A 15,166-nucleotide genomic window follows, 5' to 3' on the forward strand; every position below is an offset into this window, starting at 1 on the left:
AGCAAGTTTTTTGCCGTCACTAGCATTTGCATCGGAGAAGGTACTTGGCTAACAGCCCGAGTCTCGCAAAACCCGGTCGCAGCGCGGCGAAGTTCGGCGATCTGCGTCGGCGGGCAGTGTTCCTGCTGCTGGCGCTGATCGTCTACCGAATCGGCGCGCACATTCCGGTGCCGGGTATTGACCCGGACCAACTGGCGAAGTTGTTCCAAAGCCAGTCGGGCGGCATCCTTGGCATGTTCAACATGTTTTCGGGTGGCGCACTTTCGCGGTTCACGATTTTCGCGCTGGGGATCATGCCGTATATTTCGGCGTCGATCATCATGCAGTTGCTGGCGATTGTTTCGCCGCAGCTGGAAGCGCTGAAAAAGGAAGGGCAGGCGGGTCAACGGAAGATTACGCAGTACACGCGTATCTTTACTGTCCTGCTGGCGACGTTCCAGGCATTCGGCATCGCCGTCGCACTGGAAAATCAGCCGGGCCTGGTGATTGATCCGGGGATGGTGTTTCGGTTGACGACGGTCGTGACGCTGGTGACCGGCACGATGTTCCTGATGTGGCTGGGTGAGCAGATCACGGAGCGCGGGCTTGGGAACGGTATCTCGATCATCATTTTCGGCGGTATTGCGGCGGGTTTCCCGAACGCAATCGGTGGGCTTTTCGAATTGGTGCGAACCGGGTCGATGAGCATCATCTCTGCAATTATCGTGGTCGCGCTGATTGCTGCTGTGACGTATCTGGTGGTGTTCATCGAACGCGGCCAGCGCAAGATCCTTGTGAACTACGCCAAGCGGCAAGTCGGTAACAAGATTTACGGCGGACAGTCTTCGCATCTGCCGCTGAAGTTGAACATGTCGGGCGTGATTCCGCCGATCTTTGCATCGTCGATCATTCTCTTCCCGGCAACCATCCTGAACTGGTTTAGTTCGGGGTCGCGTACCAGCTGGTTCGCAGACACGTTGCACAACGTGGCCGAAGCCATCAAGCCCGGTCAACCGGTGTACGTGTTGCTGTACGCGTTGGCGATCGTCTTCTTTTGCTTCTTCTACACCGCACTGGTGTTCAACAGCAGGGAAACGGCCGACAACCTGAAAAAGAGTGGCGCTTTCGTCCCAGGTATCCGCCCGGGCGATCAAACTGCGCGATACATCGACCGCATCCTCACGCGTCTGACGCTGGCCGGTGCGATCTACATCGTGTTTGTTTGTCTGCTACCCGAGTTTCTGGTGCTGCGCTGGAACGTGCCGTTTTATTTTGGTGGAACGTCGCTGCTGATCATTGTCGTCGTCACAATGGATTTCATGGCGCAGGTGCAGTCGTACGTTATGTCGCAACAGTATGAATCGCTGCTGAAGAAAGCTAATTTCAAAGGCGGCGGCGTCCCGATGCGTTGAAAGGACTTATGGCCAAAGACGATGTTATCCAGATGCAGGGTGAAGTCATCGAAAACCTGCCTAACGCTACCTTCAGGGTGAAGCTGGAAAACGGCCATGTCGTATTGGGACACATATCCGGCAAGATGCGGATGCATTACATCCGAATTTTGCCGGGCGACAAGGTGACGGTTGAATTGACGCCTTACGATCTGTCGCGTGCGCGGATCGTGTTCCGGGCGAAGTGATTTGAAAAAAGGGTAATATCATGAAAGTGATGGCATCGGTTAAGCGCATTTGCCGCAATTGCAAGATCATCAAGCGCAAAGGCGTTGTGCGCGTGATTTGCAGCTCTGATCCGCGCCACAAACAGCGTCAAGGCTGAACGCCGCGCTTTTGCTTGCGCTTTTTGTTTGAGGAAAAACAATGGCTCGTATCGCAGGGGTTAACATCCCGAATCACCAGCATACTGAAATCGGCCTGACGGCTATTTACGGTATCGGCCGCACGCGCTCGCGCGACATTTGCGTCGCTGCTGGTGTGGCATTTTCGAAGAAGGTCAAAGACCTGAACGACGCAGACCTCGAAAAGCTGCGTGAAGAAGTCGGCAAGTTCATCGTTGAAGGCGATCTGCGCCGTGAAACGACGATGAACATCAAGCGCCTGATGGATCTCGGCTGCTACCGTGGCGTGCGGCATCGTAAGGGCTTGCCCCTGCGCGGCCAACGTACGCGTACGAATGCCCGTACGCGCAAGGGTCCGCGTCGTGCAGCGCAATCGCTGAAGAAGTAAGCGGAACTGACAGTTACAGGAAAACGTAATGGCTAAGGCTTCGAACAACTCCGCGGCGCAACGCGTTCGCAAGAAGGTCAAGAAGAACGTCGCCGAGGGCGTGGTTCACGTTCACGCGTCGTTCAACAACACCATCATCACGATCACCGATCGTCAAGGCAATGCTCTTGCCTGGGCAACGTCGGGTGGTCAGGGCTTCAAGGGTTCGCGTAAATCGACCCCGTTTGCAGCTCAGGTGGCAGCCGAATCGGCAGGCCGCGTGGCGATGGAATACGGCGTGAAGAACCTCGAAGTGCGGATCAAGGGCCCCGGTCCTGGCCGTGAGTCGGCGGTGCGCGCGTTGCATGGTCTTGGTATCAAGATCACCGCGATCTCCGACGTGACCCCGGTCCCGCACAACGGCTGCCGTCCGCCGAAGCGTCGTCGTATCTAAGACGCTAGTTTTGCGAGCGCCTGTTGCCGCCCAGCGCGGCGGCAGGCTGCTTGCGCTATTGAATTGACTAAGCCCACCGTTCGACCCAAAGGGTTCGGACTAGCGCGAATGGGTATGTTCGCGTGATTAATCATAGAAGGAATCAACGTGGCACGTTATATCGGCCCTAAGGCCAAGCTGTCCCGCCGTGAAGGCACTGACCTCTTCCTGAAGAGCGCCCGTCGTTCGCTCGCCGACAAGTGCAAACTTGACAGCAAGCCCGGCCAACATGGCCGCACCTCGGGTGCGCGTACGTCCGACTACGGCACGCAGCTGCGCGAAAAGCAAAAAGTGAAGCGCATCTATGGTGTGCTCGAGCGTCAATTCCGCCGTTACTTCGCTGAAGCCGACCGCCTGAAGGGCAACACGGGTGAAAACCTGCTGCAGTTGCTCGAATCGCGTCTGGACAACGTCGTGTACCGCATGGGTTTCGGCTCGACGCGCGCTGAAGCACGTCAGCTCGTGAGCCACAAGGCGATCATGGTGAACGGCGTCGTGTCGAACATCCCGTCGATGCAAGTGAAGGCAGGTGACGTCGTCGCTGTGCGCGAACAGAAGAAGAAGCAGGCTCGTATTCTCGAAGCGCTGTCGCTGGCTGAGCAAGGCGGTCTGCCGAGCTGGGTCGCGGTCGACTCGAAGAAGTTCGAAGGCACGTTCAAGCAGAAGCCGGAACGCAGCGACATCGCTGGCGATATCAACGAAAGCCTGATCGTCGAATTGTATTCGCGGTAATCGGATTAACGGCCGGGGCACCCTGATTGCGTTGCGCAAGGGGGCGTCTCGGCTGTTTATTTTCAGGTTGTTACCGGTCAGCCTTATCGGTGTAACGAGCCGAGGGTATTGAAAAGGAAAACCTATGCAAACCAGTTTGTTGAAGCCCAAGATCATCGCAGTTGAATCGCTTGGCGAGAGCCACGCGAAAGTGGTCATGGAACCGTTTGAACGCGGTTACGGCCACACCTTGGGTAACGCGCTCCGGCGCGTGCTGCTGTCGTCGATGGTGGGCTATGCGCCGACCGAAGTGACGATCGCAGGCGTCGTACATGAGTATTCGACGCTCGACGGTGTGCAAGAGGATGTGGTCAACCTGTTGTTGAACCTGAAAGGCGTCGTGTTCAAGCTGCATAACCGTGATGAAGTGACGGTTACGCTGCGCAAGGACGGCGAAGGCGTTGTCACCGCAGGCGACATCGAACTCGCGCACGATTGTGAAGTGATCAACCCCGATCACGTGATCGCGCATCTGTCGAAGGGCGGTAAGCTCGACGTGCAGATCAAGGTGGAAAAGGGCCGCGGTTATGTGCCGGGCAACGTGCGCCGTTATGGTGAAGACTCTGCCAAAATCATCGGTCGCATCGTCCTGGACGCGTCGTTCTCGCCGGTACGCCGCGTGAGCTACGCAGTTGAAAGCGCTCGCGTCGAACAGCGCACCGACCTCGACAAGCTCGTGATGAACATCGAAACCAACGGTGTGATCTCGCCGGAAGAAGCGATCCGTCAATCGGCTCGCATTCTGGTCGATCAGCTGTCGGTGTTCGCGGCACTGGAAGGTACCGAAGCAACGGCAGAAGCGCCGTCGCGTGCGCCGCAGATCGATCCGATCCTGCTGCGTCCGGTTGATGATCTCGAATTGACGGTTCGTTCCGCGAACTGCCTGAAGGCCGAGAACATTTACTACATCGGCGACCTGATCCAGCGTACGGAAAACGAGCTGCTCAAGACGCCGAATCTGGGCCGCAAGTCGCTGAACGAAATCAAGGAAGTCTTGGCGTCGCGTGGTTTGACGCTCGGTATGAAGCTCGAAAACTGGCCGCCGGCAGGTCTGGACAAGTAAGTCGAGCTAATCCGGGACAGAGCCCGCCGCTGAACTGGCAATGACGCGGATTTTCCTTTAAAATCCGCGTCTTGTCTTTTTTCACTACCGGCCCGTGCACTCACTACTTTCGGGTAGATCGAGAGCGATAGAAGAGCTGGACCAAAACTTTGAATCGAAGGAATTAACATGCGTCACCGTCATGGTTTGCGGAAACTGAACCGCACGAGCAGCCACCGTCTGGCAATGCTCCGTAATATGTCGAACTCGTTGATCGAGCACGAAGTCATCAAGACCACGCTGCCGAAGGCGAAGGAACTCCGTAAAGTTGTCGAGCCGCTGATCACGCTCGGCAAGAAGCCGTCGCTGGCAAATCGTCGTCTGGCGTTCAACCGCCTGCGCGACCGTGACTCGGTCACGAAGCTGTTCGAAGTTCTCGGCCCGCGTTACGCTACCCGTCCGGGCGGCTACCTGCGCGTCCTGAAGTTCGGCTTCCGCGTCGGCGACAACGCACCGATGGCACTGGTCGAACTGCTCGACCGTCCGGAAGTTGAAGAAGTTGAAGTGCAAGAAGCTGAGTAAGCTTTTTAGCATCGAGAAAGAGCCAGGCGCACAGCCTGGCTTTTTTGTTTGTGGCAAGCCATGCGCTGCGACAGTCGTTCGCTGTAACCAAATGCCGCATCCGCGCTTCGGCGGCGGACTGCGTCGCCCCAAGGCCAGGTGATACGATATCGGCACCTGAATCGTGCGTCGCGGGAGTTTTTTGTGAGTGTGAATGTGACCTTGATTCTGACTACGGTGCCGGATGCAGCCGTGGCTCAGAAGCTCGCCGCAGATGCTCTGGCCGCGCGGTTGTGTGCTTGCGTGACCCAACTGGGTAGTGTGCAGTCGAGCTATCACTGGCAGGGGGCGATCGAAACAGCGCAGGAGCTGCAGCTGCTGTTCAAGACGAGCGCCGCCCGCGCGCTGGAGCTCGAGCAGTTCATTCTGGCTCACCATCCCTACGACACGCCGGAAATCCTCTCATGGCAAGCGACGGCATCAGCCGCGTACGGCCAGTGGATCACTGTTGAAACCCAACGTCCTCTCCATGTTTAACGGTCTCGACCGACGCGCGCGCCATGCGCTGCGCATCGTATTTTTCCTGCTCGGCTGTGTAGCACTGGTGCAGTTCGGCACGCTTGCCCGTGCCGCGGACGACTTCCTCGATCCAGCCGTTGCGTTCAAATTCAGCGCGGCCGAGAAGCCCGGTGAAGTTGTCGTGACGTACAAAATCGCCGACGGCTACTACATGTACCGCGAACGCTTCGCTTTTGCGACGCGCAACGGCACGGCCACGATCGGCGAGCCGCAGCTGCCGGCCGGTCACATCAAGTTCGATCAGACTTTCAATAAGAACGTCGAAACCTACCGCAATGAACTGGTGATCCGGATTCCGGTCAAGCAGGCGGCGGGGCCGTTCGATCTGGCTGTGACGTCGCAGGGCTGCGCCGATGCTGGCATTTGCTATCCGCCGATGGAGCGCGTCTACCACGTGAGCGGCGCGGCCTTGCAGCCCGCCGGGGCCGCGGCGGCTCCTGCAGCCACGCAGCAATCCGCCGCGGCCGACGAGCCGTGGTACGAGCGGGCCACGAGCGCCGATTACGCGCAATCGCTGCTCCAGCGTGGCGGTTTCTTCGCGATCATCGGACTGTATTTTGTCGCTGGCGCCGTGCTCAGTCTGCTGCCGTGCTCGTATCCGATGATTCCGATTCTGTCAGCGATCATCATCGGCGAAGGCGCGCGGGTGACGCGCGCGCGCGGTTTCGCGTTGTCACTGGCGTATGTGATCGGCATGGCGCTCGTGTACACGGCGCTCGGCGTCGTGGCGGCGCTCGTGGGGCAGAGCCTGGGCGCATGGTTGCAGAATCCTTGGGTACTCGGCGCGTTCGGAGTCCTGCTGACGGTTTTTGCGCTGACGCTGATCGCGGGTTTCGACATTGCGCTGCCTCAACGTTGGCGGGACGGTGTGTCGCGTGCATCGACGGCCCGCTCGGGCGGCAAGTTCGCCGCGGTCGCCGTGATGGGCGCGTTGTCCGCGCTGGTGGTCGGCGCGTGCATGACCGCCCCGCTTTTCGCCGTGCTGGCATTCATCGCGCACGCCGGCGACGCCTTGCTCGGCGGTGCGGCGCTGTTCTCGATGGGCCTCGGGCTCGGCGTGCCGCTGCTGATCGTGGGTCTTGGCGCCGGCACGCTTCTTCCGCGCGCGGGTGCGTGGATGGATGGCGTCAAGGTGTTCTTCGGCGTCGTGCTGCTTGCCGCCGCGCTGTGGATCGTTTGGCCGGTGCTGGGCGCGGTTGCGACGATGTTGCTGAGCGCGCTCTGGTTGCTGGTCGCCGCAGCCTCGCTCGGGTTGTTCGCGGCGCAGACTGCCGGTGCCTCCATCTGGCGCAGGCTTGGCCGTGGGATCGGCGCGGCGTTGGCCGTTTGGGCGGCGGTATTGCTGGTTGGGCTTGCAGCCGGATCCTCCGATCCGCTGCGACCGCTTGCCGTGTTGGCGGCGCGAGGCGGAGAGGCTGCCGTCACCAACGGCACCAACCAAACCGCTGCGGCGCCGCAGAGCGAGCTGACATTTGCCCCGATCCGCTCGTCGAATGAACTCGATCAAGCCGTCAAGACAGCGGCGCAGCCCGCTATGCTCGATTTCTACGCGGACTGGTGCGTGAGTTGCAAGGAGATGGAGAAATTCACCTTTAGCGACCCGCGCGTTCAGGCGAAATTGAAGCAGATGAACCTGCTCCGAGCCGATGTTACCGCGAACAACGCCGACGATCAAATGCTGCTCAAGCGCTTCAGCCTGTTCGGTCCGCCGGGAATCATTTTCTTCGATCAGGGGGGAAAGGAAGTGTTGCGAGTGGTGGGCTATGAGTCTGCGGATAAGTTCTTGCGCACGCTAGATCGGGCGGGTGCTTCGGGGGCTTAACAGTCAGCAACTTGCCGACGCGCGCAGCACGTAAGCGGCAATGTCCTACGCGTGCGCGCAAGGATCGCTACGTCACGCACCACACTGCCGCGCGGGAACCACGAAAGCATTTGCATCGCTCGGTCAAAAGCGAACTGATGCAATTGACATCACGCCCCAAAAAAAAACGGAGGCGCGACTCAAAGGTCCGCCTCCGTTTTTCTCAACACTTGACAAGCTACCGCCAACAGGCTGCGCTTCAGCTTACTTCTGCGAGCGCAACATCCGTGCGGCATCCAGCGCGAAATACGTCAGAACCCCGTCCGCGCCAGCCCGCTTGAACGCCAGCAACGATTCCATCATGACCTTGTCATGATCCAGCCAGCCGTTCTGCGCGGCCGCTTTCAGCATCGCGTATTCGCCGCTGACCTGGTACACGTAGGTCGGGAACTGGAACTCGTCCTTCACGCGACGGACGATGTCCAGATACGGCATGCCCGGCTTGACCATCACCATGTCCGCGCCTTCGTTGATGTCCGCTTGCACTTCGCGCAGCGCTTCATTCGAGTTGGCCGGGTCCATCTGATAGGTCATCTTGTTGCTCTTGCCGAGGTTCGTCGCGGAACCGACGGCATCGCGGAACGGGCCGTAGAACGCCGACGCGAACTTGGCCGCGTAAGCCATGATGCGCGTATGGATGTAATCCTCGCTTTCGAGCATTTCGCGGATCGCGCCGATGCGGCCGTCCATCATGTCCGACGGTGCGACGATGTCGACGCCCGCCTCAGCCTGCGCACGCGCCTGGTCGACGAGGATCTCGACGGTCTCGTCGTTGATCACATACCCGGCTTCGTCGAGCACGCCGTCCTGGCCGTGACTCGTGTACGGATCGAGCGCGACGTCGGTGAGCACGCCCAGCTCGGGGAAATTCTTCTTCAGCTCGCGAACCGCGCGCGGGATCAGGCCGGCCGGATTGGTCGCCTCGCGGCCGTCGGGTGTCTTCAGCGACGGCTCGATCGCGGGGAACAGCGACAACACGGGCACGCCCAGTTCGACGCATTGCTCGGCGACGCCCATCAGCAGATCGACCGACACGCGTTCGACGCTCGGCATCGACGGCACGGCTTGCCGCACGTTCGTGCCTTCGACGATGAACACGGGGTAGATCAGATCGTTGGTGGTGAGGATGTTTTCGCGCATCATGCGACGCGAGAAGTCGTCACGGCGCATGCGGCGCGGACGGTAGTGCGGGTAGAAGCTCATATCGGATCGAAGCTCGTGGATGTGTGGAGTGGACAAGTAAGCCTGCCTCCGCTCCCGGAAACTTTTCGAGACAATGGTATATCATACCGATCGAGCAAGGCGCCTTGCGCTGACCTCCCCGCTTCTCCTCCCTGAGCGGGTGCCTGTCGTTTTTTTCGATTAGGCTGTTTGACCCGCCGTTCGATCGGCGGGTTTTTTTATGGGGGCCGGAAATGGCGATTTCGCCTATCGAAGCCGGGCAGCCGCGCTTATTGCGCGGGGTCCGTATCGCCCTTTGCGTCGGGGATTAGCCAGCTTTCGATCAGTTCGTGCGCTTCGTCGATCCCGATGCGCTTGAGCGCCGAAAACAGTTGTGCACTCAGTTCGCCCTGGTAGCCGGCAGCGCGATATTCAGCGAGACCTTTCTGCGTGGCGCGCAACGCGTTCACGCACTCTTGGCGCGTCAATTTGTCGCATTTGGTCAGTAGCGCGTGAATCGGCTTGCCAGTCGGCGCGAACCACTCGATCATGCGCCGGTCCAGATCGGTCAACGGGCGGCGCGAGTCCATCATCAGAATCATGCCGCGCAGTTGCGAGCGCGATTGCAGGTAGGTGGACAGCAGTGCTTCCCAGTGAGCCTTGGCCGCGCCCGGCACTTCCGCGTAACCGTAGCCCGGCAGGTCAACCAGATGCGCGGTCGGCTCGTCGGCCTTGCCCACCGAAAAATAGTTGATGTGCTGCGTGCGTCCCGGCGTCTTACTGGCGAACGCCAGCCGCTTCTGATTGCACAGGATATTGATGGCCGTCGATTTGCCCGCGTTCGACCGTCCCGCGAAGGCGATCTCGGGTTGCGCGGTGGCCGGCAGATCGCGCAGGTGATTGACGGTCGTGAAAAAACGGGATTGGTGGAGCAGGAAGGACATGATCAGGCCAGGATTCGAGACGCCGGGGAACCCGGAGTGGGGACGGGTCAAGCCCGACTGGCGTCTTAGCGATTAGCGAGTTATTGTACAATACGATGGTTTACTGAAAACCTGAGGGGGCCGGCCCGCGTGCCTTGGCGGCTCCTGGCGGTCACTCGGTCGCCGTCGTATTTTGCAAAACCTCTAAAATCCCACAAGACGAGACAGGGTGTGCGAATGAATCGACTGAGCAAGACTCTGATGGTGCTTCATGTAGCGGCAGGTCTTTCAGGTTTGGCAATTCAGGCGCGAGCAGCAGAACCGGCAAAGCCGGACGTCAATCGGGGGCAGGCAATCGCGGTGCAGGTGTGTGCGTCATGTCACGGCGCAGACGGCAACAGTGCCGGCGGCGCGTATCCGAAGCTGGCGGGCCAGCATCCCGAGTATCTCGTCAAGCAGCTCAAGGACTTCAAGATTCAGCCGGGCGCAAAGCAGCCCGCGCGCAACAATGCGATCATGGCGGGCATGGCCGCGGCGCTCTCCGAACAGGACATGGTCAACGTCGCTGCCTATTTCGCTGCGCAGACCCCGAAACCAGGCTATGCGCACAACAAGGACACCGTCGCGCTCGGCCAGAAGATTTATCGAGGCGGGGTCGCCGACAAGGGCGTGCCGGCGTGCGCCGCCTGCCACGGGCCGACTGGTCAGGGGATTCCGTCACAGTTCCCGCATCTGTCGGGGCAGTGGGCGGAGTATTCGGTGACGCAGCTGGCCGCGTTCACGCAAGGTCCGGGCGCGCGCAACAACAACGAGGCGATGCATGCCATTGCGTCGCGTCTGTCGGACAGCGAAATCAAAGCTGTGGCCGATTACATCGCGGGTTTGCGTTAAGAGTCCGCGCGCAAGTGCAACCGGCCCCTCAAGGCCGGTACAAAACAAGAAAAGGGTGAGGGCGTCGCGAGTTCGACGGCCCTTCACCCTTTTTTGCTGTTCAGTCGGAGTATGAATGAGCGTCACCACGTCGGGTTTGCAGTCGAAGTCGAGCAATCGCGTCATTCGCAGCGTCGTCGAAGTATTGAGTTCGATGCGTTTCGCGATTGCGCTGCTCGTGATTCTGTCGATCGCCAGCATCATCGGCACCGTCCTCACGCAGGACGATCCGTATCCCAACTACGTCAATCAGTTCGGCCCGTTCTGGGCGGACATCTTTCGCGCGCTGAGCCTGTACACGGTGTACAGCTCCTGGTGGTTCATGCTGATTCTCGGCTTCCTGATGGTGTCGGTGTCGCTGTGCCTGATCCGCAATGCGCCTAAGATGCTCGCCGACGCGAAAAGCTGGAAGGACAAGGTCCGTGAAGGCAGCTTGCGTGCGTTCCACCACAAGGGTGACTTTGCGGTGCACGGCACGCGCGCGCACACCTCGGCGGTGCTCGCGAAACTCTCGGCCCGGCTCGGCTACAAGTTCGTCACGCGTGAGTCGGAAGGCGCCACGCTGATCGCCGCCAAGCGCGGCGCGTTGACCAAATTCGGCTACATCTCCGCTCACCTTGCGATCGTCGTGATCTGCGTCGGCGGCCTGCTCGACAGCAATTTGCCGATCAAGCTGCAAATGTGGCTGTTCGACAAATCGCCAATCCGCGCGAACACGGTGATCAACGAGATTCCGCCGGAGCATCGCCTGTCGCAGTCGAACCCGACTTTCCGCGGCTATGCATGGGTGCCGGAAGGCCAGCATGTGTCGACGGCGATCCTGAACCAGCCGGACGGCTCGCTGATTCAGGACTTACCGTTCTCGATCGAACTGAACAAGTTCATCGTCGACTACTACTCGACCGGCATGCCGAAGCTGTTCGCGAGCGACATCGTCGTGGTCGATCACAAGACGGGCGCGCGCGTGCCGGCGCGCGTCGAGGTGAACAAGCCGTTCGAATACGACGGCGTGTCGATTTATCAGTCGAGCTTCCAGGACGGCGGCTCGCAGATGCAGATGACCGCCTACCCGATGTCCGGTGGGAGCGCGAAGACCGCGCCGTTCGGCGGCACGATCGGCGGCAATGCGCCGCTTAGCACGGCCACGCCGCTCGCCGACGGCCAGACGGTCGAATTCACCGATTTCCGCGCGATCAACGTCGAAAATATCTCCAACGGCAGCGGACAGACCGATGCCCGTGGCGTCGCCGCGCATCGCTCGCTGAAAGAAGCGTTCGACGAGCGCCTCGGCTCCGGCGCGAAGAGCTCGAAACCGCTCGATCTGCACAACGTGGGTCCCTCGGTGCAGTACAAGGTGCGCGACAAGGACGGCCAGGCGCGCGAGTACAACAACTACATGCTGCCGGTGGACGTCGCGGGCGAGAAGATGTTCCTTGCCGGCATGCGCTTGAATCCGGACGATCCGTTCCGCTACCTGCGTATTCCCGCCGACAGTGGCGGCACAGTCAAGGAATGGATGAACCTGCGCGCCACGCTCGAAGATCCGGCGATGCGCGCGGCGGCCGCACACCGTTTCGCGCAGCGCTCGGTGCCGGGTTCGAATGCCGAACTGCAACAGCATCTCGAAGAAAGCGCGCTGCGTGTGCTGACCCTTTTTGCAGGCGCGGACAGCAGCACCAAACTGCCGAACGGCCAGGTGCTCGGCGGATTCCAGGCGATTGCCGGCTTTATCGACCATTCGGTGCCGAAAGGCGAGCAGGAGAAGGCTGCGGGCCTGCTGCTGCGGATGCTGGAAGGCGCGACGTGGGATCTGTGGCAACTGTCCCGCCAGCGGCTCGGCGAGCCCGACGCGCAGGCGAACGCGGAGGCGAGCCGCTTCGTCCAAAGCTCGATCAATGCGATATCCGACAGCTTTTTGTATGGATCGCCGGTTTACTTGCAGCTTGACTCCTTCAAGCAGGTGCAAGCTTCGGTATTTCAGTTGACGCGCGCGCCGGGCAAAAAAGTCGTGTATCTTGGCAGCTTGCTTCTCGTATTGGGCATCTTTTCGATGTTCTACGTGCGCGAACGGCGTCTCTGGTTCTGGCTTAAAGACACCGATCACGGCACGCATGTCGTCATGGCGATGTCGAGTGCGCGCAAAACGCTCGATTTCGAAAAAGAGTTCGTTCAGACGCGCGACGCCGTTGGCGCCGCGCTGGGCGCGAAGCTCATCGAAGCAGCCGACGCCGCCGGCGCCTCCAGCAAGCCCGGCAATGCTGGCGGACCGTCCGCAAGCTCACAAGATTCGACCCGATAAGATCATGGACTTGACTCAGGTTTCTTCATCCTCACCCTCGCGGCCCGACAAATCGTTCGCCAGCGAGATGCTCAACGTCGCGCAGTACGACGAGCGGCCGTTTCTGAAGAGGCTCGGCATCGTCGACTGGCTGTTCGCCGTGGCGATGGTCGCGGGCGCCGGGTTTGCGCTGTCGCGCTACTACCCGTTCATGAACTACTACGACAAGCTGGTGCTGGTGTGCGCGGTGCCGGTGTTCGTCGTTCTAGGCTGGCGCTGGAAGCCGGTGCGTCCGTTGATGGTGGGAATCGCGGCGCTGTCGCTGCTGGCGATCCAGATCTACCACGGCGATCTCAGCCGCGCGGATAACGCGTTCTTCCTCAAGTATTTCCTGTCGAGCCAATCCGCGATTCTGTGGATGAGCGCGCTCTTCGTGTTCGCCACCGTGTTCTACTGGATCGGCCTCGTGTCGCGCTCGCCGACCGGCGCGGCGATCGGCTCCAAGATGACGTGGGCCGCGGTGGTGATGGGCTTCGTCGGCATGATGGTGCGCTGGTACGAGTCGTACCTGATCGGCGCGGACGTCGGCCATATTCCCATCTCGAACCTGTACGAAGTGTTCGTGCTGTTCAGCCTGATTACCGCGCTGTTCTATCTGTACTACGAGCAGCACTACAACACCCGCGCGCTCGGCGCGTTCGTGCTGCTGGTGATCAGCGCCGCCGTCGGCTTCCTGATGTGGTACTCGGTCGCGCGCGACGCGCAGCAGATCCAGCCGCTGGTTCCCGCGCTGCAAAGCTGGTGGATGAAGATTCACGTGCCGGCAAACTTCATCGGCTATGGCAGCTTTGCGCTGTCGGCAATGGTCGGCGTCGCGTATCTGGCGAAAGAGCGTGGCATGCTGGTGGACCGCCTGCCGGCGCTCGACGTGCTCGACGACCTGATGTACAAGTCGATCGCCGTCGGCTTCGCGTTCTTCACGATCGCAACGATTCTCGGCGCGCTGTGGGCTGCGGAAGCATGGGGCGGCTACTGGAGCTGGGACCCGAAGGAAACCTGGGCGCTGATCGTCTGGCTGAACTACGCGGCCTGGCTGCACATGCGTCTGATGAAGGGGCTGCGCGGCGCGGTCGCGGCATGGTGGGCGCTGACCGGCCTGCTCGTGACGACCTTCGCTTTCCTCGGTGTCAACATGTTCCTGTCGGGGCTGCATAGCTACGGCAAGCTGTAAGATCCGCCGTTCTGGCCCGACCAAGAACCGCCGTGTGCTTTGCACCGGCGGTTTTTTTATAGCTGGTGGAATATTGGCTGCATCCAATGTGTTCGTTATGAGGGTACCTATGGATGACTGGACGAACGCCAGGACGAGCGATCATCAATATGGCCGCGTCGGATACACAAACCGATGGGCCGGCAAGGAGCAGCACGATGTGGATCAAGCGAAGTGACAGAAGGCGACTCGTCGGCGACGACATCGCGCGCAGCGAAATCACGCCGCAGCGCGTTTTCGAGAACCGGCGGCGCGTATTGCAAGCGGCCGGCGCGGCGGCGCTCGGCGGTTTGATCGGCGGGAGCGGCGAGGCGCTGGCGGCCTACACGTCGCCGGACCCGAAGGCGCAGAAACTGGCGGCGAAGACCAACACCAATTTTGTCGCGCTCGATAGGATCACGCCATTCAAGGACATCACAACATACAACAACTTCTACGAGTTCGGCACCGACAAGAGCGATCCCGCGCATAACGCGGGGACGTTGCGGCCGCATCCGTGGAAGGTGAGCGTCGAGGGTGAGATCAAGAATCCGAAGGTGTACGACATCGACGAACTGCTGAAGCTCGCTCCGCTCGAAGAGCGTGTGTACCGGCTGCGCTGTGTCGAAGGATGGTCGATGGTGATTCCGTGGATCGGCGTGCCGCTGTCGGAGTTGATCAAGCGCGTGCAGCCGACCGGCAATGCCAAATACGTGCAGTTCATCACGTTGGCCGATCCGTCGCAAATGCCGGGCCTTTCGACGCCCGTGCTCGACTGGCCGTATTCCGAAGGGCTGCGCATGGACGAAGCGATGAACCCGCTGACGCTGCTGACGATGGGGCTCTACGGCCAGGTGCTGCCCAATCAGAACGGCGCGCCGGTGCGCGTCGTTGTGCCGTGGAAATATGGATTCAAGAGCGCGAAGTCGCTGGTGAAGATCCGCTTTCTCGACAAGCAGCCGCCGACCAGCTGGAACACATATGCGTCGAATGAATACGGCTTCTATTCGAACGTGAATCCGAACGTCGATCATCCGCGCTGGAGCCAGGCAACCGAACGGCGCATCGGCGAAGACGGCTTCTTCACGCCCAAGCGCAAAACGCTGATGTTCAACGGCTACGGCGATCAGGTTGCGTCGCTTTATCAGGGCATGGATCTGAAGAAGAATTTCTGAGG

General features: G+C 60.4%; 16 protein-coding genes. 14 read left to right on the plus strand and 2 right to left on the minus strand.

The window, feature by feature from the left end; genetic code table 11:
* Positions 1 to 44: 44 nt before the first annotated feature.
* From secY to dsbD, 10 genes are all read left to right on the plus strand, one after another.
* Positions 45 to 1,391 carry a preprotein translocase subunit SecY gene (gene secY / locus FVF58_RS27625; protein WP_149672976.1) on the plus strand — a complete coding sequence of 449 codons (1,347 nt, stop codon included), beginning with the start codon at positions 45 to 47 and terminating at the stop codon, positions 1,389 to 1,391.
* Between the two features lie 8 nt (positions 1,392 to 1,399).
* A complete protein-coding gene (infA, locus tag FVF58_RS27630) occupies positions 1,400 to 1,618 on the plus strand; it encodes a translation initiation factor IF-1 (RefSeq protein WP_004521905.1) in 219 nt (72 codons plus the stop codon).
* 20 nt (positions 1,619 to 1,638) lie between these two features.
* Positions 1,639 to 1,755: a 50S ribosomal protein L36 gene (gene rpmJ / locus FVF58_RS27635; protein WP_004199844.1), complete on the plus strand. Its 117-nt coding sequence runs from the start codon at positions 1,639 to 1,641 to the stop codon at positions 1,753 to 1,755.
* Positions 1,756 to 1,796: 41 nt separating this feature from the next.
* Entirely contained in the window at positions 1,797 to 2,162 is a 366-nt protein-coding gene (gene rpsM / locus FVF58_RS27640) for a 30S ribosomal protein S13 (RefSeq protein ID WP_006052223.1), read from the plus strand.
* Positions 2,163 to 2,190: 28 nt separating this feature from the next.
* Complete coding sequence (rpsK, locus tag FVF58_RS27645; RefSeq protein WP_006052224.1) at positions 2,191 to 2,595, plus strand: 30S ribosomal protein S11; 405 nt, start codon at positions 2,191 to 2,193, stop codon at positions 2,593 to 2,595.
* Between the two features lie 147 nt (positions 2,596 to 2,742).
* The gene (rpsD, locus tag FVF58_RS27650) at positions 2,743 to 3,366 is read left to right on the plus strand and encodes a 30S ribosomal protein S4 (RefSeq protein WP_011490048.1); all 624 of its coding nucleotides are present in this window, start codon (positions 2,743 to 2,745) and stop codon (positions 3,364 to 3,366) included.
* Positions 3,367 to 3,490: 124 nt separating this feature from the next.
* A complete protein-coding gene (locus FVF58_RS27655; protein ID WP_149672977.1) occupies positions 3,491 to 4,468 on the plus strand; it encodes a DNA-directed RNA polymerase subunit alpha in 978 nt (325 codons plus the stop codon).
* A 168-nt stretch (positions 4,469 to 4,636) separates the two neighbouring features.
* Positions 4,637 to 5,029 carry a 50S ribosomal protein L17 gene (rplQ, locus tag FVF58_RS27660; RefSeq protein ID WP_006052227.1) on the plus strand — a complete coding sequence of 131 codons (393 nt, stop codon included), beginning with the start codon at positions 4,637 to 4,639 and terminating at the stop codon, positions 5,027 to 5,029.
* A 183-nt stretch (positions 5,030 to 5,212) separates the two neighbouring features.
* Positions 5,213 to 5,545, plus strand: coding sequence for a divalent-cation tolerance protein CutA (gene cutA, locus FVF58_RS27665; protein WP_149672978.1), 333 nt, complete (start codon positions 5,213 to 5,215; stop codon positions 5,543 to 5,545).
* A complete protein-coding gene (gene dsbD, locus FVF58_RS27670) occupies positions 5,538 to 7,409 on the plus strand; it encodes a protein-disulfide reductase DsbD (RefSeq protein WP_149673088.1) in 1,872 nt (623 codons plus the stop codon). Before cutA ends, dsbD begins: the two co-directional genes overlap by 8 nt.
* Positions 7,410 to 7,652: 243 nt before the next feature.
* On the opposite strand, the gene hemB is transcribed toward dsbD, so the two are convergent.
* Positions 7,653 to 8,651 carry a porphobilinogen synthase gene (gene hemB, locus FVF58_RS27675; protein WP_149673089.1) on the minus strand — a complete coding sequence of 333 codons (999 nt, stop codon included), beginning with the start codon at positions 8,649 to 8,651 and terminating at the stop codon, positions 7,653 to 7,655.
* A 248-nt stretch (positions 8,652 to 8,899) separates the two neighbouring features.
* Entirely contained in the window at positions 8,900 to 9,553 is a 654-nt protein-coding gene (gene yihA, locus FVF58_RS27680; protein ID WP_149672979.1) for a ribosome biogenesis GTP-binding protein YihA/YsxC, read from the minus strand.
* 216 nt (positions 9,554 to 9,769) lie between these two features.
* Here yihA and FVF58_RS27685 point away from each other — a divergent pair, with 216 nt between their 5' ends.
* From FVF58_RS27685 to msrP, 4 genes are all read left to right on the plus strand, one after another.
* Positions 9,770 to 10,423 (plus strand): c-type cytochrome, encoded by a 654-nt coding sequence (locus tag FVF58_RS27685; RefSeq protein ID WP_149672980.1) that lies wholly within the window; start codon positions 9,770 to 9,772, stop codon positions 10,421 to 10,423.
* 115 nt (positions 10,424 to 10,538) lie between these two features.
* The gene (locus FVF58_RS27690) at positions 10,539 to 12,761 is read left to right on the plus strand and encodes a cytochrome c biogenesis protein ResB (protein WP_149672981.1); all 2,223 of its coding nucleotides are present in this window, start codon (positions 10,539 to 10,541) and stop codon (positions 12,759 to 12,761) included.
* A gap of 4 nt (positions 12,762 to 12,765) precedes the next feature.
* Entirely contained in the window at positions 12,766 to 13,971 is a 1,206-nt protein-coding gene (gene ccsB, locus FVF58_RS27695; protein WP_149672982.1) for a c-type cytochrome biogenesis protein CcsB, read from the plus strand.
* A gap of 197 nt (positions 13,972 to 14,168) precedes the next feature.
* Complete coding sequence (msrP, locus tag FVF58_RS27700) at positions 14,169 to 15,164, plus strand: protein-methionine-sulfoxide reductase catalytic subunit MsrP (protein WP_149672983.1); 996 nt, start codon at positions 14,169 to 14,171, stop codon at positions 15,162 to 15,164.
* Positions 15,165 to 15,166: the final 2 nt, after the last annotated feature.

It is taken from the genome of Paraburkholderia panacisoli (assembly GCF_008369935.1).
In the GTDB taxonomy this organism is placed as follows: domain Bacteria; phylum Pseudomonadota; class Gammaproteobacteria; order Burkholderiales; family Burkholderiaceae; genus Paraburkholderia; species Paraburkholderia panacisoli.

Coding starts and splice junctions, on each gene's coding strand:
- rpmJ (WP_004199844.1), top strand. CDS start 1,639: ATGAAAGTGATGGCATCGGTTAAGCGCATTTGCCGCAATTGCAAGATC.
- hemB (WP_149673089.1), bottom strand. CDS start 8,651: ATGAGCTTCTACCCGCACTACCGTCCGCGCCGCATGCGCCGTGACGAC.
- rpsM (WP_006052223.1), top strand. CDS start 1,797: ATGGCTCGTATCGCAGGGGTTAACATCCCGAATCACCAGCATACTGAA.
- FVF58_RS27690 (WP_149672981.1), top strand. CDS start 10,539: ATGAGCGTCACCACGTCGGGTTTGCAGTCGAAGTCGAGCAATCGCGTC.
- FVF58_RS27685 (WP_149672980.1), top strand. CDS start 9,770: ATGAATCGACTGAGCAAGACTCTGATGGTGCTTCATGTAGCGGCAGGT.
- dsbD (WP_149673088.1), top strand. CDS start 5,538: ATGTTTAACGGTCTCGACCGACGCGCGCGCCATGCGCTGCGCATCGTA.
- rpsK (WP_006052224.1), top strand. CDS start 2,191: ATGGCTAAGGCTTCGAACAACTCCGCGGCGCAACGCGTTCGCAAGAAG.
- infA (WP_004521905.1), top strand. CDS start 1,400: ATGGCCAAAGACGATGTTATCCAGATGCAGGGTGAAGTCATCGAAAAC.
- rplQ (WP_006052227.1), top strand. CDS start 4,637: ATGCGTCACCGTCATGGTTTGCGGAAACTGAACCGCACGAGCAGCCAC.
- msrP (WP_149672983.1), top strand. CDS start 14,169: ATGTGGATCAAGCGAAGTGACAGAAGGCGACTCGTCGGCGACGACATC.
- FVF58_RS27655 (WP_149672977.1), top strand. CDS start 3,491: ATGCAAACCAGTTTGTTGAAGCCCAAGATCATCGCAGTTGAATCGCTT.
- yihA (WP_149672979.1), bottom strand. CDS start 9,553: ATGTCCTTCCTGCTCCACCAATCCCGTTTTTTCACGACCGTCAATCAC.
- ccsB (WP_149672982.1), top strand. CDS start 12,766: ATGGACTTGACTCAGGTTTCTTCATCCTCACCCTCGCGGCCCGACAAA.